Annotated in this window: 13 protein-coding genes; 4 read left to right on the forward strand and 9 right to left on the reverse strand. The window is 71.4% G+C overall.

The features are described 5' to 3' along the window. The first annotated feature begins 34 nt into the window (after nt 1-34). On the forward strand, nt 35-1,852 hold the full coding sequence (aspS, locus tag ACFZBD_RS15885) for an aspartate--tRNA ligase (protein ID WP_391140082.1): 1,818 nt from the start codon (nt 35-37) through the stop codon (nt 1,850-1,852). A gap of 65 nt (nt 1,853-1,917) precedes the next feature. Here the strand turns inward: aspS and ACFZBD_RS15890 are convergent, their stop codons facing one another. The 6 genes from ACFZBD_RS15890 to metG all read right to left on the reverse strand — a co-directional run bounded on the left by ACFZBD_RS15890 (nt 1,918) and on the right by metG (nt 11,379). Then, the gene (locus ACFZBD_RS15890) at nt 1,918-2,493 is read right to left on the reverse strand and encodes a hypothetical protein (protein ID WP_391140083.1); all 576 of its coding nucleotides are present in this window, start codon (nt 2,491-2,493) and stop codon (nt 1,918-1,920) included. After that, nucleotides 2,471-7,120: a putative T7SS-secreted protein gene (locus ACFZBD_RS15895; RefSeq protein ID WP_391140084.1), complete on the reverse strand. Its 4,650-nt coding sequence runs from the start codon at nt 7,118-7,120 to the stop codon at nt 2,471-2,473. Before ACFZBD_RS15895 ends, ACFZBD_RS15890 begins: the two co-directional genes overlap by 23 nt. After that, nucleotides 7,120-7,767, reverse strand: a complete 648-nt coding sequence (locus tag ACFZBD_RS15900; RefSeq protein WP_391140085.1) for a hypothetical protein — start codon at nt 7,765-7,767, stop codon at nt 7,120-7,122. The genes ACFZBD_RS15895 and ACFZBD_RS15900 overlap by 1 nt, the downstream gene beginning before the upstream one ends. After that, nucleotides 7,764-8,285: an SseB family protein gene (locus ACFZBD_RS15905; protein ID WP_391140086.1), complete on the reverse strand. Its 522-nt coding sequence runs from the start codon at nt 8,283-8,285 to the stop codon at nt 7,764-7,766. The genes ACFZBD_RS15900 and ACFZBD_RS15905 overlap by 4 nt, the downstream gene beginning before the upstream one ends. 43 nt (nt 8,286-8,328) lie before the next feature. Then, nucleotides 8,329-9,363, reverse strand: coding sequence for a helix-turn-helix domain-containing protein (locus ACFZBD_RS15910; protein WP_391140087.1), 1,035 nt, complete (start codon nt 9,361-9,363; stop codon nt 8,329-8,331). Nucleotides 9,364-9,762: 399 nt separating this feature from the next. Continuing rightward, entirely contained in the window at nt 9,763-11,379 is a 1,617-nt protein-coding gene (gene metG / locus ACFZBD_RS15915) for a methionine--tRNA ligase (protein ID WP_391140088.1), read from the reverse strand. Between the two features lie 172 nt (nt 11,380-11,551). Between metG and ACFZBD_RS15920 the strand changes: the two genes are divergently transcribed. Then, entirely contained in the window at nt 11,552-12,205 is a 654-nt protein-coding gene (locus ACFZBD_RS15920; RefSeq protein ID WP_391140089.1) for a response regulator, read from the forward strand. A gap of 56 nt (nt 12,206-12,261) precedes the next feature. Next, nucleotides 12,262-13,452, forward strand: a complete 1,191-nt coding sequence (locus tag ACFZBD_RS15925) for an ATP-binding protein (protein ID WP_391140090.1) — start codon at nt 12,262-12,264, stop codon at nt 13,450-13,452. Here the strand turns inward: ACFZBD_RS15925 and ACFZBD_RS15930 are convergent. Next, entirely contained in the window at nt 13,449-14,954 is a 1,506-nt protein-coding gene (locus ACFZBD_RS15930) for a VWA domain-containing protein (RefSeq protein WP_391140091.1), read from the reverse strand. The two genes, ACFZBD_RS15925 and ACFZBD_RS15930, sit on opposite strands and share 4 nt — an antisense overlap. 307 nt (nt 14,955-15,261) lie before the next feature. Here ACFZBD_RS15930 and ACFZBD_RS15935 point away from each other — a divergent pair, with 307 nt between their 5' ends. Beyond that, nucleotides 15,262-17,331 carry an alkaline phosphatase PhoX gene (locus ACFZBD_RS15935; RefSeq protein WP_391140092.1) on the forward strand — a complete coding sequence of 690 codons (2,070 nt, stop codon included), beginning with the start codon at nt 15,262-15,264 and terminating at the stop codon, nt 17,329-17,331. A gap of 46 nt (nt 17,332-17,377) precedes the next feature. Here ACFZBD_RS15935 and ACFZBD_RS15940 read toward each other — a convergent pair whose 3' ends face one another. Both ACFZBD_RS15940 and ACFZBD_RS15945 read right to left on the reverse strand, forming a co-directional pair. Beyond that, nucleotides 17,378-18,358, reverse strand: a complete 981-nt coding sequence (locus ACFZBD_RS15940; protein ID WP_391140093.1) for a hypothetical protein — start codon at nt 18,356-18,358, stop codon at nt 17,378-17,380. 278 nt (nt 18,359-18,636) lie between these two features. Next, on the reverse strand, nt 18,637-20,109 hold the full coding sequence (locus tag ACFZBD_RS15945) for an amino acid permease (protein WP_391140094.1): 1,473 nt from the start codon (nt 20,107-20,109) through the stop codon (nt 18,637-18,639). Between the last annotated feature and the right edge of the window lie 231 nt (nt 20,110-20,340).

A 20,340-nucleotide genomic window follows, 5' to 3' on the forward strand; every position in this document is an offset into this window, starting at 1 on the left:
CTCCCCACCGATTTCGAAGACTGGATGAACGACGATGCATCGGTACAGGTCCCACACCTGCGGCGAGCTCCGCGCCTCTGACGTCGGCACCGACGTCCGGCTGAGCGGCTGGCTGCACAATCGGCGCGACCTGGGCGGCATCCTCTTCATCGATCTGCGCGACCACTACGGCATCACGCAGCTCGTCGCCCGTCCCGGCACCGCCGCCGCCGAGACCCTCGACAAGCTGACCAAGGAGACCGTCGTCCGTGTGGACGGCAAGGTCGTCTCGCGCGGCGCCGACAACGTCAACCCGGAGCTCGCCACCGGCGAGATCGAGATCGAGGCCGTCACGGTCGAGGTCCTGGGCGCCGCCAAGCAGATCCCCTTCACCATCAACGCCGACGACGGCGTGAACGAGGAGCGGCGCCTGGAGTACCGCTTCCTCGACCTGCGCCGCGAGCGCATGCACCGCAACATCATGCTGCGCTCGGCCGTCATCGCCGCCATCCGCTCCAAGATGGTGGCCCTCGGCTTCAACGAGATGGCGACCCCGATCCTGGCCGCGACCTCCCCCGAGGGCGCCCGCGACTTCGTCGTCCCGTCCCGCCTGAACCCGGGCAAGTTCTACGCCCTGCCGCAGGCGCCGCAGCAGTTCAAGCAGCTGCTGATGATCTCCGGCTTCGACCGCTACTTCCAGATCGCGCCGTGCTTCCGCGACGAGGACGCCCGCGCGGACCGCTCGCCGGGCGAGTTCTACCAGCTCGACGTCGAGATGAGCTTCGTCGAGCAGGAGGACGTCTTCCAGCCGATCGAGAAGCTCATGACGGAGATCTTCGAGGAGTTCGGCGGCGGCCGCCACGTCACCTCCCCGTTCCCGCGGATCCCGTTCCGCGAGTCGATGCTCAAGTACGGCAACGACAAGCCGGACCTGCGGACCTCCCTCGAGCTGGTCGACATCTCCGACGTCTTCGAGGGCTCGGAGTTCAAGGCCTTCGCGGGCAAGCACGTGCGGGCGCTCGCGGTGCCGGACACGGGTGACCAGCCGCGCAAGTTCTTCGACGGCCTCGGCGACTTCGCGGTCTCCCTCGGCGCGAAGGGCCTGGCCTGGGTCCGCGTCGGCGAGGGCAACGCCCTGACGGGCCCGATCGCCAAGTTCCTCACCGAGGAGAACGTCAAGGTCCTCACCGAGCGCCTCGGCCTGGAGCCGGGCCACGCGATCTTCTTCGGCGCGGGCGAGTTCGACGAGGTCTCCAAGATCATGGGCCCGGTCCGGGTCGAGGCCGCGAAGCGCGCCGGCCAGTTCGAGGAGAACGTCTTCCGCTTCGCATGGATCGTGGACTTCCCGATGTACGAGCGGGACGAGGAGACCGGCAAGATCGACTTCTCGCACAACCCGTTCTCGATGCCGCAGGGTGGCCTCGAGGCCCTGGAGACCCAGGACCCGCTGGACGTCCTCGGCTGGCAGTACGACATCGTCTGCAACGGCATCGAGCTCTCCTCGGGCGCGATCCGGAACCACGAGCCCGAGATCATGTTCAAGGCCTTCGAGATCGCGGGCTACTCCCGCGAGACGGTCGAGCAGGAGTTCGCGGGCATGCTCCGCGCCTTCGAGTACGGCGCCCCGCCGCACGGCGGCATCGCCCCGGGCGTGGACCGCATCGTGATGCTCCTGGCCGACGAGCCGAACATCCGCGAGACGATCGCCTTCCCGCTGAACGGCAACGCCCAGGACCTCCTGATGGGCGCCCCGACGGAGCTGGACGAGTCCCGCCTGCGCGAGCTGAACATCCAGCTCCGCAAGCCGGTCGAGAAGAAGCTCGTCGACGACCGCCCGATCACGAACGCGGTCCACCCGGACGCGGGGCGGTAACCACCCGCCGCGTCGCACGGACGAGTGAAGGCCCGGGCTCTTCGGATCCCGGGCTTTTCGCCGTGTCAAGGCAGGCTTGGGATGAGTTCCAGCCACGTGCGGATGTCCAGTACTGCGGGGTCGTTCCCTTCGAAAAGGGCCACGAGTGGAAGCACCGGGGTCAGCATGTTCTTGATCCGGCGCAGCTGTAGCATCTGCTCCCGCGGCAGTGTCCGCCATTCGCCGGCGAGCCGCGTGGCCACTTGTAGAGGCATTTCCAATTCCCGAAGGATGTCCGTGCAGAGAGCGGAAAGATTCCGTGCCAGGTCCACATCGCTGACGCCGAACTCCGTGATCATGTAGGCACGCACGTGGGCTGCTGCGGCCATCGCCTGCTGAGGTGATTCCTTCCGGGATTTCCTGGAGATCGCGGAGAGGGCGACTCGGCCCCATCGGAGTCTGATCTCATCGACAAGATCACGCCTCTGCATCCCGCCGACAGCGACGTCACGCAACTGCTCCCAGCAATTCGCCGAGCAATCCGTTGGCTCGGGCTTCAGCAGGTACTGCTCCAGGCTGTCCAGCGAAGCACCGGGGAATCCGGCTTGGCCGTCAGTACAGCCGTGCTCCAGGGGACTGTCAGAGGATGGTGATTCCCGCACGCTCAAACGCCTCCTTGCCAACTTCAAGGCTCTTCTCAGAGGGCCAAAAATGCCCACTCTGTCGGTTTACTTCCATCCCGAAGTAGCTGCCTTGGCCTCCGGCGATTTCCGCTTCTCCCGCCGCTCTCACCGGGTCCCCGTTCGTCAGCACGGAGTGCTTCAGCTCGGTGCCCTGCACATGCTTCGGGATGAACAGCAGCTCTCCACTCTCGGTCACCGCCCACTTCACCGTGCCTTCGTTGATGATGGCGTCGAAACCCTCATCGCCCACCCGCATGGGTCTCACTCCGAGGCGTTCGGCGTCGGCCATCTCACGGTCCAGTTCCTTCGGCAGCTGATTCGGGAAGAGGCACGGCCCCAGACCCAGCGGGTCGCTCCACGTGTGTGGGTTGTGGACGTACGTCGCCGGGTTCGGGGCCGGGCTCAGGCCCAGGGGGTCCTGGCTCAGGTAGCGGGCCGATTCCGGGTCGTAGTAGCGGAAGTGGTTGTAGTGGAGGCCTGATTCCGGGTCGAAGTACTGGCCCGGGAAGCGGAGCGGGGTGTACGCCGTCGCGTCGCGGGTCCAGGTCGTCGTGCCCCAGAGGGTGGTGCGCGTGCGCCAGGCCAGGGTGCCCGATTCGTCGACCAGTTCCGTCGGGGTGCCGATCAGGTCGGTGACGATGGCGAAGAAGCGCTCGTCGTCCGTGTCCGTGCGGCGTTCCGTCTGGGCCAGGGGGCGCAGGCCCGCGTGGTCCCAGGTCAGGACGACGTTCGCGGTGGTCTGCTCGCAGAGGGTGGTGCCGTCCCAGGTGAAGTGGACCGTCTCCCGCTCGGACTCCTTGGATATGCGGCGGCCCAGCGGGTCGTAGGCGTACCGCCAGACCGTCCCGTCGGGTGTCGTGACCGACGTCAGGCGGTCCTCCGCGTCCCACGCGTACCGCCAGGCGTCCGGCTTCCGGGACAGGCGGGTCTTCCGGCGCAGGACGATCCGGCCCTGGCCGTCGTGCTCGTAGCGGACGGCGCCCGCGCGGGTGATGCGGGTTCCCTCGTAGGCGCGCGGTCCCGTCGCCGCGTGGTCCGGGTGCGTGGAGGGCCAGTCCGCCTCCGTCTGGTTGCCGGCCTCGTCGTACGCGTACCGCTCCGTCCACCGGTCCGCCCGGACCGCCGTGACCCGGCCCGCCCCGTCCAGGTCGAAGCGGCGCGTCCCCGCGAGGCCGTCCGTGACGGAGACCAGCCCGCCGTCCGGGCGGTAGCCGTACGCCCGGTGCTGGAGATGCCCGGCCCGGGATGTGACCTCCTGGGCCGTCAGCCGGCCCACCACGTCGTACGACGCGGTCAGCGACACGAAGTCCCCGACCGTCCGTTCCACCTCGCGCCCCAGGGCGTCGAAGGAGAAGGCGAGTTCACGGCCGGAGGCGGTGAGCGCCGTCCTGCGGCCCACCGCGTCGTACGACCACGTGCTGACCGAACCTCCCGGCGTCGTCCTCCCCACCCGACGGCCCAGCTCGTCGTACGCGAACGACAGTGTCCGGCCGTTGACCGTCTCGGAGGTGAGGCGGCCGTAGCGGTCCCGGAGGCGTTCCAGCCTCGCGTCCGCGTTCGTCGCCACCGCGAGCTCGTCGAAGACGTCGTACTCGTAGGTGCTCACCGCGCCTTCGGCGTCCTTGCGGACGATCCGGCCGAGGGCGTCGCGCTCGAAGCGGACCGTCTGCCCCAGGCCGTTCGTACGGGAGACCAGCCGGCCCGCCGCGTCGTGCGCGTACGCCAGCGTCCGGCCGTCGAAGTCCGTCTCGGACAGGTGGCGGCCCGCCGGGTCGTAGGCGTAGTCCCAGGTCAGGCCCTGCGGGTCGGTCACCCGAGTGAGCCGGAGATTGGTGTCGTGGGAGAACTCGTAGCGCGCCCCGTCCGGGCCCGTACGGGAGGTCAGCAGGTCGAAGTCGGTGTAAGTGAAGCGGGTCGTGCCGCCCACCGCGTCCGTGTGGCTGAGGCAGTTTCCCTCACCGTCGTACGTCCAGGACTCCACCGCGCCGTCGGGGGCGACGCGCTGGGACGGCCGGCCCTCGACCGTCCACTCCAGTCGCGTGACCGCGCCGAGCGGGTCGGTGACGCGGACCGTGCGGCCGAAGGCGTCGTGCTCGTAGCGGGTCGTCGCCCCGAGCGGGTCGGTGACCTTGACCGGGAGGCCGCGGGCGTCCGGGACCAGCCGGGTGGTGGCGCCGAGCGGGTCCGTCACCGAGGTGAGGCGGCCCGACTCGTCGTACGTGAACTCCGTCCGCGCGCCCGAGGGGGCGGTCACCGAGGTGCGGTTGCCGCGCCGGTCGAACGTCTGGCGCGTGATGCTCCCGTCGGTGCCGACGAGACGTACCGGGAAGCCGTTCTCGTCGTACTCGGCCCGTGCCTGCCGTCCGTCCGGGCGCTCCAGGACCGTCATGCGGCCGTGCTCGTCGTACGTCGAGCGGGTGACGTGGCCCAGCGGATCCGTCCGGGACAGCAGGCGGTTGTGGCGGTCGTACGTGTAGCGGGTGACCGCGCCCAGCGCGTCGATCTCGGCGACGACCCGTGCGCGGTCGTCGATCAGATGACGCTCGGTGTGGCCCATGCCGTCGGTGAGGGTGGTCAGGCGGAGCCCGGTCTCCGGGTCGATGTCGTTCCAGGTGAACGTCGCTTCGAGGTGCCCGTTGCCGCCGGCTTGGTAGGTGCAGCGGTCCTGGTCGTCGTAGACGTAGTCGTAGCGGCTGCCGTTGGTGTCGGTCCACGAGGTGATGCGGCCGTGTGCGTCGCAGCCGAAGCGCAGCGGGCGGCCGGAGGAGTCGGTGACCTCGGTGAGGTGGCCGTCGGTGTAGCCGTAGCGCAGGATCTCCTGGTCGGAGCCGTCCGCGGCCGCCCCGGCCAGGTGGAGGGCGGTCACCCGGCCTTCGCTCGTGGTGAGCTTCAGGTGGTATCCGCCGTGGTGGACGATCGATGTCGGGGCGCCCGCCTCGTCGTGCTCGAAGGCGATCCAGCGGCCGTTGCGGTCGTCGATCTGAGCCAGGAGGGCGAGTCCGGCGCTGTGGTCGACGAAGTGCCAGACCCTTCCCGTGCCGGGGTCGGTGATCGTGTAGCCGTCCTCGACCCGGTCCAGGGGCCACTGCCGGCCGTGCGTGGGCATGACCGGGACGCCGGGGGCGGGGTGGGGATAGGCGAGCAGGCTGCCCTCGTCACAGCTGTAGATCACGCCCTCGGAGTCGATCTCCAGGCGCTGGTCGACCGTCGACGACCACGCCGGGCCGAACCAGCGGCCCGAGCGGCGCGAGGAGTCGAAGGTGCGCCGGAAGACGAGCGGCAGCGCGCCGGGCAGGGCGATGTCCGTCTGGGGCAGCAGCATCCGGCCCGTCGCGATGTCGATCGGGTCGTTCTTGCACGCCGTTTCGCCACACGTCTTGCCGTTGGTGTCCGGGTCCTTCTCGTGGTCCCCGCGGCTGTCGCCCGGCTTGTTCCCGTCCGTATGGGGCTTCCCGCCGGGCGGGCGCTTGGCCGCGTCCAGGCCGGCCCGCAGGCCGCCCCTGACGACCCCGCCGCCCTTGGTGCCGATCAGTTCGGGCACCAGCCTGCCGAGGAACTCCGCCGGGTCGCCCTTCGCCGCGTCCCAGGCGTTCTTCAGGGCCCTGTCGGGGTTCGCCGCGGTGGACACCAGGCCGGCGAGCGTCATGTTGACGCCCTTGTAGTACTCCGCCGGGTGGGTCAGGTTGTACACGTCCGCCGGGTTCATCGAGCGCACGAAGTTCACCAGGCCCGCCGTGCCCTTGATGACGCCGCCGCCGAAGTGGGCCAGCTCGATGCCCTGGCCCAGGCCGTAGTCCATCAGTTCGAGCTGGGCCCTCTCGCGGCCCGTCGGCTCCTTGGGCGCGTGTGCCAGAGCGGCGTGCACCGCCGTCTTCGCCGCGTCGCCTGCCTCGTTCCGGGCGAGGCGGGCGTCCTTCAGGACCTCCCGCGCGCGCTGCCGCTTGGCCTCGCCGGGGTCGGAGTACTTCCCGGGGTCGGGCAGCGGGCTGTCCCCCGTGAGGGCGGCCTTGTAGGCCTCGACCTTCTTCCGGTAGCCGTCCTCGGCTTCCCTGGAGTCCTTGTCGCCCTCCTTGTACAGCGCGATGGCCTCGCGCGCCTTGCCCTGCGCGCTCACGATCGCCTTGGCGTACGTCTCCAGGGCCTTGGCCGCGTTCTCCATCGCGTCCGCCGCGTGCAGCCAGTCGGTCGGCAACGTCTGGAACTTCTCCCGGAAGGCGTTGGCGGCCTCGCCCTTCCAGTGGCTGGGGTCCAGCCTCTTCATCCCTCCGCCGACCAGATCGAACGCGCGACGGAAGTCCCGGAGGTTCTTCACCGTCTCGGCGATCTTCTCCGGCTTGCCGTGGATCAGCTCGTTCGCTTCCTCGGTCTGCCCGAGCTGCTTCTCCCCGACCTCCGCGCCGAGGGACGAGGCGGTCTCGTCACCCCAGTCCTCGACGACCTCGGCGACGGCGTCGTGCCCGTAGTGCCGCAGGCCCTGGCCGGCCTTGTCGGTCGCGTAGTCGACGCCCTCGCCGACGAGTTCCTTGCCCTTGTCGATTCCGTCACCGATCTTGTCGACGCCCTTGTCGACCAGGCCGCCCCAGTCCACTCCACCCAAGCCGGCCATCAGCGGTTCTCCCCCCATCGAGGCTGTTCGGCCTGGTCGACGGTCGCCTGGTCGGGATCCAGGTCCTCCTCGAGCTGCCCGTCGAGGCGGTCACGTACGGCCGGATCGATCAGCCCGTTCCGCTCCATGGAGTCCAACTGCGCGTCCATGACGTCGTACCCGGTGTTCCGCCAGGTCTGCTCGACCTCGCCGTGGGCCTCGGACCACGACTCGGCGCTGTAGTCGGCGCCGTCCCACAGGTGCTGGTCGCGGATGGTGTCCCAGCGCATCTGCTTGACCTCGTCCTCGGACAGGTGCGGGTTCCCGTTCAGGGAGTTCGCGCCGATCTTGAACGAGTCCTTGATGTACTGCTCCTGCTCCGCGAACGAGCCCGCGGACAGGCCCACCCCCTGTGCAAAACCGTTTCCCCGCAGGGTCAGCGCCCGGACGCCCCACTCCCAACGGCCGCAGAAGGTCTCGAACTCGGAGGTGAGGCCGCCGTGGCCCAACTCCAGTCCGGACAGGGCCAGATCCGAGAACCCGCGGCCCGTCGACGCCTGGCCGATCATCCCGAGGTCCTTCAGCTCGTTATGCGCGAGGTTGATGCCCTGCACGATCGCCGCGAGCGCCGCCGCCGGCGCCGCCAGATCGGGCTCGTTCCCACTCACCGTGTCTCCCCCTCGACATCCACTGCCACCTCGTCGGGGACGATCCCGCGCACCGGCGGGAACAGCAGCCCGTCCGTACTGCCCGCGTCCAGCGCGACCCCGCCCGGCCCAGGAAGCAGCGGCACCATCACGTCCAGCAGCCGCGCACCGAGGATCGTGCGGTACGTCCACTCACGGCCGGCGTCGCCCCGCGCCACCGCGAACCGCGCCAGCGCCTCCTCGTCCGAGAACGCGCAGATCCACCGGACGCCGCCGAAGTCGGCGGTCCACAGGCTTCCTCGGTCGTCGAAGGGCACCAGCACGGCGGTGCGCCGGAATTCGCCGAGCAACCGCGCAAACTCCCGTCGCGCAGAGGCCGCTTCGTCGACCGGTACCGCATCCGGTGCGGTCCGGCCAGGAGCTTCGGGGGCCTCCCTCGGCCCCAGCTCGGGCCGCTCCACCGTGCCCGGCGTGTCGACCAACTCCGTCAGCCGCGAAGCCCGTTGCGGCCTCGCTATGTCGTCCCCGTTCACATCCACCCACGCATGCTGTCACGCGATCATTTCCGCGAGCAACGAACATTCAGCCGTTTCGGCGGGGTTCCCCAGGGGGCATCAGGGGCTGCGGCCGCTCCGGCGGTGTGCAGGCGGCGCAGGTGCCGGGTTGGGGGGCGCGGAAAGCCCGGTCGCAGAGGTCGCAGTTCTGGAGGGGGTGTCTCGGGGACGGAGTCGGCGTGGCGAACGGCGGTAAGGGTGGGAGCTTGGCGACGAGGCGGTGGGCCAGGAGGGCCGCGGGGCGGTACAGCGGCTCCGGTGGCAGGCCGGCGGTCAGGGCGTGCCCGACGGCTTCGGGGGTGAGGTCGCGTTCGAGCCAGGCGGCGACGCCCGGGACGAGGTGCTCGGCGTCCGTCGCGGAGAGCAGGAGGCGGGGGTCCTGGCGGCGGAGGCCGGAGAGGACCCCCAGGGCGGTCTGGAGGAGGTCGGGCGCGGGGTACGCGGGCTGCGGTACGGCGGGCAGCGCGCGGCGCCGGGCCGGCTTGTCGGCGGCCCGGCGGGGCGGGAGTTGAGACTCCTGCTCCTCGCCGCTCCGTCGCGGCCGGGGCCTGGGGCCCTCGGCGTTCCGGGGCGGTCGCGGCTTCGGGTCGTCGGCGTTCCGTCGTGGTCGCGGCTTCGGGTCCTCGGCGTTCCGTCGCGGCCGGGGCCGGGAGGCGTCGGCGGCGGATCGGTTGGGCTGGTTGCAGGAGACCGTACGGGTGACGATCGTGCCGTCGTCGCCGCGCTCCAGCGTGCGCCGCAGGTAACCGTGGCTCTCCAACTCGCGCAGGCCGTCGGCGATCCGGGCCTTTCCCTCGCGGAAGCGGCGGGCGAGGGTGTTGATGTCGACCTGGGCGCCGGTCGGGAGGGACTGGATGTGGACGGCCAGGCCGATGGCGACCAGCGACAGCTCGGCGTGCTGGCTGAGGTGGTTGCCGACCACGGTGAAGCGGGTGGTGTGCCGGACGTTGTCGTGGATGACGCCGCCCACGCGCGGGGCCTTGCGGGCTCGCCCCGTGGGGTGGTTTTTCCCGTCGTTACGGGACCGGGCGCGCGGGCGCACGCTAGTGTTCTGGGTATCCATCGGGAAGCGCTTCTTCCTTGATGGTCAGGCCCTCGCCTCGGGATTAGCGGTCCCGGCGGGGGCCGACGCATGTCAGCGGTGAGGTGTGGTGTGTCGCGCTGAGCGTAGATCAAACAACCCCTCTCGAAGCCAGCCGAGTTGGCCTTTTTCACCCGTGGGAGTGAGAGGCCGCCGAGCGGGAGGAGGGGTGGGGTTGGGTGCGTTCCTTTCCCTCTCGTTCTTTACAGGGAGGCCGACCGGCGCCCCGGAGTCCGGGCCACCGGAGTCCGCGTTTCCGGACTCCGGTGACCGGGTCGTTTCCGCAGGTCAGGGAGAGGGCGGCCCCCGGTCACACGCGACGCGCCCCGCGCCCGGTCTTTCCGGGGGCGGGGCGCGTCGGCGTGCGAGGGGCGGGGGGTCTTAGTCCTTCTTCGGGTCCTCCAGGCGCGGGAAGAGCACCGCGCCCTTCGTGACCGTCGTGCCTGCCGGGAGCGCGCCCCACGTGCCCGCTTCCTGGACCGGCTGGGAGGGCAGGGCGCCCAGGGAGGTCTCCGCGCCCAGCGACTCCCAGAGCGCCTGCGAGGTCTCCGGCATGATCGGGTTCAGGAGGACCGCGACGCCGCGCAGGGACTCGGCCGCCGTGTAGAGGATCGTCGCCAGGCGGGCGCGGCCCGCCTCCGAGTCGTCCTTCGCGACCTTCCAGGGCTCCTGCTCCGTGATGTAGCCGTTGACCTGCTTCACGAAGTCGAAGATCGCCAAGATGCCGCCCTGGAAGTCCAGCTCCTCGCCGATCTTCCGGTCCGCCGTCGCGACCGCCTTGGCCAGGCCCTCGTGGATCGCCGTCTCCGCGTCGCCGTCGGCCGCCGAGGCCGGCAGCGCGCCGTCGAAGTACTTGCCGACCATCGCCGCCACCCGCGAGGCGAGGTTGCCGTAGTCGTTGGCCAGCTCGGAGGTGTAGCGGGCGGTGAAGTCCTCCCAGGAGAACGAGCCGTCGCTGCCGAAGGCGATCGCCCGCAGGAAGTACCAGCGGTACGCGTCCACGCCGAAGTGCGAGGTCAGGTCCTGCGGCTTGATGCCGGTCAGGTTCGACTTCGACATCTTCTCGCCGCCGACCATCAGCCAGCCGTTCGCCGCGACCCGGCCGGGCACGGGCAGCCCCTGCGCCATCAGCATCGCGGGCCAGATCACCGCGTGGAAGCGGAGGATGTCCTTGCCGACCAGGTGCACGTTCGCCGGGAACGTCTCCGCGAACTTCTCCGGGTTCTCGTTGTAGCCGACGGCCGTCGCGTAGTTCAGCAGCGCGTCGACCCACACGTAGATGACGTGCTTCTCGTCCCACGGGACCGGCACGCCCCAGTCGAACGTCGACCGGGAGATCGACAGGTCCTGCAGCCCCTGCTTGACGAAGTTCACGACCTCGTTGCGCGCGGACTCCGGCTGGATGAAGCCCGGGTTCGCCTCGTAGAACTCCAGGAGCTTCGGGCCGTACTCGCTCAGCTTGAAGAAGTAGTTCTCCTCCTTGAGGATCTCCACCGGCTTCTTGTGGATCGGGCACAGCTTCGTGCCGTCCTCGGCCTCGATGAGGTCGCCCGGGAGCTTGTACTCCTCACAGCCCACGCAGTACGGGCCTTCGTACCCGCCCTTGTAGATCTCGCCCTTGTCGTACAGGTCCTGCACGAACTCCTGGACGCGGTCGGTGTGACGCTTCTCCGTCGTCCGGATGAAGTCGTCGTTCGCGATGTTCAGGTGCTCCCAGAGGGGCTTCCACGCCTCCTCGACGAGCTTGTCGCACCAGGCCTGGGGCGAGACGTCGTTCGCCTCGGCCGTGCGCATGATCTTCTGACCGTGCTCGTCCGTGCCGGTGAGGTACCACACCTTCTCGCCACGCTGACGGTGCCAGCGCGTGAGCACGTCGCCTGCGACGGTCGTGTAGGCGTGGCCCAGGTGAGGAGCGTCGTTGACGTAGTAGATGGGGGTCGAGACGTAGTACGACGTCACGTCGCTCGCCCCCTGCTTCTCGGATCCAGTGGCCGCCATGGCCGAAATCCTAACGGCCCCTCCAAGATCCACTCACATCGAGGGAACCCCCGCCGGGGCGGGCACGGGCCGCGGCGGGGCGGACCGCCGGGAGCGCGGAGAGGTGCACGGAGAGGTTCGCGAAACGTTCCCCGGCGTAGAAAGGACCGTGGACAGCAGCGAGGAAGAGAGCATGCGCGTACTGGTCGCCGAGGACGAACAGGTCCTCGCGGAGTTGATCGCCACCGGGCTGCGGCGGGCCGGATTCGCCGTCGACACCGTCTACACCGGCGACGCCGCCCTCGCCTACCTCGGGTTGCACGACTACGACGTCGTCGTCCTCGACCGCGACCTGCCGCGCGTCCACGGCGACGACGTGGCCCGCGCCCTGGTCGCCGGGACCGCCAGGACCAGGATCCTGATGCTCACCGCCGCCGCCTCCCTGGACGACCGCGTCGAAGGGCTCGACCTCGGGGCGGACGACTACCTCGGCAAGCCCTTCGAGTTCCCCGAGCTCGTCTCCCGGGTGCGCGCCCTGCGGCGGCGCAGCGCCCGCCCCGTACCGCCGCTCCTGGAGCGCCACGGGCTGCTCGTCGACACCGTCCGCCGGACGGCGACCCGGGACGGGCGTGACCTCGACCTCTCCCCGAAGGAGTTCTCCGTGCTGCAGATCCTGCTGGAGGCGGACGGCGCCACCGTCTCCGCCGAGGAGCTCCTTGAACGCGCCTGGGACGCGCACACCGACCCGTTCACCGGCGCCGTACGCGTCTGCATGAGCAAGCTGCGGGGCAAACTGGGCGAACCGGCGCTGATCCGCACGGTCCAGGGTGTGGGGTACGCCCTGTGAGGAGGACGGGGGCCGGGGGCCGGGCCCGCGGGCCGGGGCGTGGGGCGGGCTCCGTAATGGGCGCCGGGTCCACGATCCGTACCCGTATCGCCCTCGTCTACGGCGGTGTCTTCGTCGTCCTCGGCGGCTGTCTGCTGGGGGTGGTGAACCTGCTGTCCCGCGCCGGTACGGAGGGGGAGGCGGAGGCCATAGCGGCGCGGGTGCGGGTGGTGGCGCCGTTCGAGACCGTCACCGCCTACCGCCTCAGCGACGACGTCAGCCGCGCCGCCGGCGAGCAGATGCTCATGTGGTCGTGGCTCGCGCTCGTCGTCATGGCGTTCGGCGCGGTCGCGGTCGGCTGGTGGACCGCCGGCCGGATGCTGCGGCCGGTGCACGAGATGACCGCGCGGGCGCGCCGGATCTCGGAGCGGAACCTGCACGAGAGGATCGCGGCGAGCGGCCCCGACGACGAGTTGAAGGAGCTCGGCGACACCATCGACGCGCTGCTGGGACGGCTCGAGACCGCCTTCGACAGCCAGCGCCGTTTCATCGCGAACGCCTCGCACGAGCTGCGGACGCCGCTGGCCACCCAGCGCGCCGCGATCCAGATCGGCCTGGACGCCGACGCCGGGATCACGCAGGTCCTCCTCGACACCAACCGGCGCAGCGAGCGGCTGATCGAGGGCCTGCTCGTCCTCGCCCGGAGCGAACGGGGACTGGAGGAGCGCGAGGAGGTGGACCTGGGGGCGGTGGTCGCGGAGGAGTGCGAGACGTACGGCGTCGACTGCCGTACCGGCGGCGCCGGTGTCGTACGGGGCAACCGCGTGCTGCTCGCCCAGGCGGTACGGAACCTGGTCGCGAACGCGGTCGCCTACAACGTGCCGGGGGGTGCCGTCGAGGTGACGGCGGCGGGCGGTGTGGTGACCGTCGCCAACACCGGGCCGGTGGTCGCCGCCGCCGATGTGCCGGGTCTCTTCGAACCCTTCCGGCGCGGCGAGGGACGCGACCGGATGGGCCCGGGCGCGGGCCTCGGCCTCTCGATCGTCCGGTCGATCGCGACCGCCCACGGCGGCCGCGCGGACGCGACCGCCCGGGGGGCGGCGGAGGGCGGCGGGCTGGTCGTGACGGTGACCCTGCCCGTCGTGCCCGGCCGGCCCGCCCAGCCCGGCGCGGGGGCGGGTGCCGGGCGGGGCCCCGGGCCGGGAGCCGGTCCCGGCCGGGGCCCCGCATCAGGCTCCGGTGGGGCCGCCGGCCCCGTCGGCCGTTAGGCCCCGTCCTGCGTCTGCCAGTCGGCGAGCAGCCCGCGGAAGAACGCGGGGTGCCCGGTCTCGGCGGGAGTCGCTCCGGCGAAGAAGGTGCCGGTACGGGGGGCCGTGAGCTTACGGAGGTAGTCGAAGGCCTTGTTGTCCTCCTCGCCCCATGCCACGAACTGCCAGTGGATCGGGCGGTCGGCGGCCTGGGCGAGGGCCTCGGTGGCCGCCGTCTTCAGGTCCGGGGCGCCGTCCGTCTGGAAGACGACGAACGCGGGCCGGGTCGGGTCGGTCTTCTCGTGGTGGGCGAGGACCTCTTCGACGGCGCGGTGGTAGTTGGTGCGGCCGAGACGGCCCAGGTCCGCGTTGATCTCGTCGATGCGGCCCTCGATGCCCTCGGGACGGAGTTCCGCCGTGCCGTCGATGTCCGTGGAGAAGAACACGGCCGTGACGGTGGCGTCCTCGGTGAGGTGGGCGGCGAGGGCGACGGTCTGCTCGGCGATCCGCTGGACGGAGCCGTCCTTGAAGTAGCCGCGCATCGAACCCGACCGGTCCACGACGAGGTACACGGCGGCCCGCGCCCCGGTCAGCCCCTGCTTCTTCAGCACGGTCCCGGCGGCCTTGTAGGCATCGGCGAGCTGCGGCGCCTTCGCCTTGACCGCTGCCAGCGTCAGGGCGGGGGTGGGGGTGGGGGAGGTGGCCTCGGCTTCGGCTTCGGTGGGGGTGGGCTCGGGCTCGTCCGTGACCTCGGCTTCGGCTTCGGCTTCGGTGGGGGCGGGCTCGGGCTCGGCATCCGCCGTTTCCGGCTCGGCCGTGACCTCGGCTTCGGCTTCGTCGGTCTCCGGCTCGGCCTCTGCGGCCGGCTCCTCGGCGACTGCCTCGGCGGGTTCGGCCTCCGCTTCGGGCGCCTCGTCCGTGGCGTCCGCCTCAGCCTCGACGGGCTCGGCCTCGGCGTCCGCCGTTTCCGGCTCCGCCGTGACCTCGGCCTCGTCGGTCTCCGGCTCGGCCTCGTCGGCGACTGCCTCCGCGGGCTCGGCCTCCGCTTCGGGCGCCTCCGTGGCGTCCGCCTCCGCTTCCGGCTCGGCCGGAGTCTCGGCCTCCGCCTCGGCGGACTCCTCGGCCTCCGCCTCCGCAGGGGCCGCCTCGACGGCAGCCTCCTCGGCCTCCGCCTCCGCCCCGTCGCGCGCCGCCGGGACCCCGGTGCTCTCCGTCGGGGTCTCGGGCTCCTGGGGCGTGTCGGACGACGATCCCGTGCCGCCCGTGCGGACGCTCTCGCGGGTCGAGGAGGTGCGGGCCTGGGGGACCTTCGGGTTGTCGAAGGAGGCCGCCACCAGGTCGTCCGCAGCCCGCTTGGCCGCCTCGTCCGGCGGGGTCGGGGACGGGAGGGTCACCGACCCGGCCTCGTCGGGGGTGGCGCGTTCCGACGCCGTCTGGGACGGGACGGAGGTTGCCGTAGTTTCGACGTGCTGGTCCGCACGATCGCGTCCGAACACCTTGCGCAGCAAGCTCCGAATGCCCATGGGCGAGGCCTTTCGCATGAGTTGGGTGCGGTGTATGTCCGTACTGGGAGAATCATCCCTGGCCAGGGCGGACACGTAAGGTTAGCGGCCCCGGGTGTGTCGCCTCCGGCGCCCCGACACGCGGTGTCGCGAGGCCCGCCGCACGTCCCCTTCGTACGGGCCGATCCCCGCCCCGCCACCCCGGTCGCCGCGCATTCATCCGTCGTTCACTCCGCCGCCGCCCCCGCGCGGATGTGCACACATAACGTCACCGCCGGACGGATTCCCGACACCATGTCGGCGCAGTGCTGCGCCGGAGGAGGACGAAGTGCGCAAACTGCTGCCGCTGCTGAGCACCAACCCGCACGGAGGCGGCCGTTCCGCCCTCACCTGCCGGTTCCGCTGTGGCGACGCCTGCTTCCACGAGGTGCCGAACACCAGCGACAACGAGTACGTCGGCGATGTCATAGCCGGCGTCCTCTCCCGACGCTCCATGATGCGCGCAGCCGCCGTGGTGACGGTCGCCACCGCCGCCGGGACCGGCCTCGCGGTCGGCAACGCGCCGGTCGCCGACGCCCGTACGCCGCTGCCCGGCCACCCGGGACACCCCGGCGCCCCCGGTCGCACCGACGGCGCCCGTGGCCTGCGGTTCGCCTCCGTCGCGCCCAACACGGCCGACCAGGTGACCGTACCCACCGGCTACTCCCAGAACGTCGTCATCCGCTGGGGCGAGCCGATCCTCCGCGGCGCCCCGGCCTTCGACGCCGACAAGCAGACCGCCAGGGCGCAGGCCGGCCAGTTCGGCTACAACAACGACTTCCTCTCCCTGCTGCCGCTGCGCGGCGAGCACGGCCGGCAGGTCCTCGTCGCCAACCACGAGTACACCGACGAGATCCTGATGTTCAAGGGGTACGACGCGGCGAACCCCACCCGCGAGCAGGTGGAGATCGCCTGGGCCGCCCACGGCCTCTCCGTCGTCGTGGTCCAGGAGGAGCACCGCTCGGGCAGGCTCACGCCCGTCTCCCGGCACCCGCTCAACCGCCGCCTCCACACCACCAGCGCCTTCGAACTGACCGGCCCCGCCGCCGGCTCCCCGCTGCTGCGCACCTCCGCCGACCCGACCGGCCGCAAGGTCCTCGGCACGCTCAACAACTGCGCCGGCGGCACCACCCCGTGGGGCACCACGCTGCACGGCGAGGAGAACTTCAACCAGTACTTCGCCAACGGCTCCAGCGCCACCGACAAGCGGTACGGCATCGGCACCGGCGCCACCGAGCGCAAGTGGGAGCGGTTCGACAAGCGCTTCGACCTCAAGCAGGAGCCCAACGAGGTCCACCGCCAGGGCTGGGTCGTCGAACTCGACCCGTACGACCCCGACTCCACCCCCAAGAAGCGCACCGCGCTCGGCCGCTTCAAGCACGAGGCCGCGCAGCCGCGGCTGACCGAGGACGGCCGTCCGGTCGTCTACATGGGCGACGACGAGCGGTTCGACTACTTCTACAAGTTCGTCTCGTCCAAGCGGATGAAGAAGGGGAACTCGCGGGCCGCCCGCGCGCACAACCTCACCCTGCTCGACGAGGGCACGCTGTACGTCGCCAAGCTGACCGGCGACAGCCCGTCCGCCCAGATCGACGGCACCGGCAAGCTCCCCGCCGACGGCGAGTTCGACGGCTCCGGCGTCTGGATCCCGCTCGCCACCGGCGACGTCTCGCACGTCGAGGGCATGACCGCCGAGGAGGTGTACGTCTTCACCCGCCTCGCCGGTGACAAGGTCGGCGCCACCAAGATGGACCGCCCCGAGGACGTCGAGCCGTCCCCGCGCACCGGCCGCGTCTACGTGGCGCTCACCAACAACACCGACCGCGGCAAGGCGGGCAAGGCCCCGGCCGACGAGGCCAACCCGCGCAACCTCAACAAGCACGGGCAGATCCTGGAGCTCGCCGAGAACTGGGACGACCCGGCCTCCGACGGCTTCGCCTGGCGTCTCTTCCTGGTGGCCGGCGACCCGAACGACCCGGCCACCTACTTCGCCGGCTTCCCGAAGGAGAAGGTCTCCCCCATCTCCTGCCCGGACAACGTGGCCTTCGACCCGCACGGCAACCTGTGGATCTCCACGGACGGCAACCAGCTCGGCTCGCACGACGGTCTCTTCGGCGTCGCCACGCAGGGCGAGCGCCGCGGTGAGCTCAAGCAGTTCCTGACGGTTCCCAAGGGCGCGGAGACCTGCGGCCCGATCATCCAGGACCGCCGGGTCGTCGTCGCCGTCCAGCACCCGGGCGAGATCGACGGCGCGTCCGTCGAGAAGCCGGCCTCGGTGTGGCCCGACGGACCGGGCCGCATCGTCCGCCCGGCCGTCGTCGCCGTCTGGCGCAAGGACGGCCGCGACATCGGCGTCTGAGCCGCCAGGGCCCGGCGTGGTGGGAGGAGGCGGGGCGGTCCGCCCCTCACACCACGCCCAGACCCTCCCGGAAGCGGACGAACTGCTCGGCCGGCTCCCCCGTGTACGACCAGGGCACCCAGGACGCCCGCGGGCCGAGCATGCCGAGCAGTTCCCGCGCCACCTCCACCTGCCCGGCGTAGCAGGCCGCGTGGGCGAGATAGTTGAGGTCGACGACCTCCTCCGGTTCCACCGGCCGGTCCGGCTCGCGGCCGCCGATCCAGCGGGCGTACGTCCGGCGCAGCTCGGTCACCGCCAGTTCGTGCTTCCAGTGCTGGTCGAAGCCGCGCACCGGCCCGCGTCCCAGCGCCCCGTCGGCGATGTAGCGGTACTCCTCCACCCGGGCCACCTGCACCAGGACCGGCAGCGGGGAGCCCGGCGGTGCCACGCCCGCCGCGTCGCGCGCGAAGTCGTACATCGTCCCGTGCGTGCCGTGCCACCGCGCCGACCAGTAGCGCAGCAACTGCGCGTGGCCTTCGGTGTGGTACGGGTCGCGCCGCCGGACCTCGTCGAACCACCGGCGCAGTTCCCGGCGCGGCACGCCGCCTTCGTAGAGACGCGCCACGGAGAGCAGGGAGACCCAGGGCATCGGGTCCGACGGCGCGGCCTGCGCCGCGGCCAGGCAGGTGTCGACCGTCGCGTCGAGCCGGCCCCGGTCGACGGCGGTGCCCCGGCCGGCCGCGATGGCCGTGTCGAAGACCCGGACCACCTCGGTCGCCGCGCGCAGCACCGCCGCGTCCGGGCAGTCCGGTTCGGCGGCCCGCCAGGCCTCGACCGCCGAACTGCCCGCGGCGGCGTGGGCGAGGAGCCGCAGCCGGTGCGTCCGGCGCGGCCAGTTGTCACCGGTGGCCGCGAGCAGGTCCCGTACGCCCTGCCAGCGTCCGATAACGATGTCGTGCCGGGCCTCGGTGAGCGCGCGGTCTCCGTAGTCGGGGTCGAAATCGGGCGTGAAGCGGGCCACACGGGCCGAGCGGCGGCGAACGGGCATCGGCGTTCCTCCTTCGACACTCGAAGACTCGAAGGCGGGTGCTTCGAAGACTCGGAGACTCGACTGCGCGGTGGGGGGTGGGGCGTTCGGTGCGGTGAGTGCGGTTGGTGCGGTCGGTGCGGTCGGTGCTGCAGGTGGGATGACGTGCGGGGCGGTGAGGCTGTTCCAGGGTCGGCGGTCGGCGGTCGGCGGTCGGCGGTCGGCGGTCGGCGGTCGGCGGGCGGTGGCCGGGGGTCGGCGGTCGGTGGCCGGGACGGGTGCGGTGTCCGGCGCCGGGGTCAGAAGTCGGTGGCGAGCGACTCGTCCGCGCGGCGGGTGCGTGTCCGGTCGCCCGCGAAGGGGTCCGCCGCCGCCAGCGCGCTGACGGCGTCGAGCCGGGCGGGGCGGTAGTACGCGCTCCCCTTCCGCCAGTACACGACCATCGGGACCAGGCCGGTCAGCAGCCCGCCGAGGCCGAGGGTCAGCGCGGTCGTCGACAGCTCGCCCAGCGACTCGACGAACGTCCACAGCATGAACGCGGAGCCCGCCAGCGGCCACACCCCGCCGAGCAGGAAGTGGCGTACGGAGGAGAGGAGCACCGACTTGTACGCGACGACGGCGGCGATGCCGGCGAGCCCGTAGTAGAACGCGATCAGCAGGCCGATGGCGGCCACCCCGTCGCGCAGGATCCGGCTCACCGAACCGGCGGCGGCCGCTGCCCCGAACATCAGCAGCGCCGCGGCCCCGACGGCGGCGATCGCCACCCACGGGGTGTTCCAGCGGCGGTGCACGGTCCCGAGCGCGGCCGGCATGGTGCGGTCGCGGCCCATCGCGAACAGCGAGCGGGTGACCTGGATGAGCGTGGTCTCCAGGGTGGCGACCGTGGACAACAGCACCGCCACGACCAGCAGTTTCCCTCCCACGCCCGGCCAGATCTCCTGGCCGAGGACGGCGAGGACATTGGCACCGGCCGCCTCGATCTGCCCGGCGCTCAGGAGCACGTTGACCGAGATGGTGCACGCCTCGAAGAGGAGGAAGACGACAGCGACGCCGACCAGCGCGGCCAGGCCCGCCGTACGGCGGCTGTCGCGCGTCTCCTCGCTGAGGTTGCTGGTGACGTCCCAGCCCCAGAAGTAGAACGCGGCGATCAGCGCGCCCGAGGCGAAGCCGGAGGCGCCGTCGAAGTGGCCGAAGCCGAGCCAGGACCAGTCGAAGGCGGTGGCGTGGCCGCGGTGGGCGAGGGCGGCCAGCACGAAGCCGACGAGGACCAGCAGTTCGATCCCCGACATGAGCAACTGGGCCCGTACGGTGAGCCGGGCGCCGCCCAGGACCACCAGCAGCATGACGAGGAACCAGCCGGCGCCGACGGCGGCGGCGAGCGGGGTGTTCTCGGCCAGCGCAGGGTCGAAGAGGGAGAGCGTCAGGGCGCCGGCGGGCAGCGAGCCGGCGACCATGAAGACGGTCGTCGACACGACCAGGGCCCAGCCGGAGAGGAAGCCGAGGAAGGGGTGGAGGGTACGGCCCACCCAGGAGTATCCGGCGCCCGCGTTGACGTCGATGCGGCCGAGGCGGGCGTAGGCGAGGACGATCCCGAGCATCGGCAGGGCGCAGTAGAGGAGCGCCGCCGGGCCCGCCAGGCCGACCGCGCCGAACAGGACGGCGGTGGTGGCGGCCAGGGAGTAGGCCGGTGCGCTGCCCGCGACGGCCATGACGATGGTGTCGAAGGTCCCGAGGACGTTGGGCTGGAGCCCTCTGCCGGTGGTGGTGCGCATGGCGATGTCCTTGGATGGCACGGGGAGATGGCGCAGGACGGGGTGACCGTGCCGGACCGGGCCGGATGTCCCGGTGGAAGCACGGGCAAGGTCGATCGAGCGCATCGTAGTCGCCCCGGTGGATTCCGGTAACGGCGGTGGGGAGGCTTCCGCCCGGTGACCGCCGGTAAGTTCGTCCGGGGGTCGCAGCAAGCGGTTTCAGGCGGCGGCACGGGGTCTTAAACCCGCGGA

This window comes from Streptomyces sp. NPDC008121 (genome assembly GCF_042957155.1).
In the GTDB taxonomy this organism is placed as follows: Bacteria; Actinomycetota; Actinomycetes; order Streptomycetales; family Streptomycetaceae; genus Streptomyces.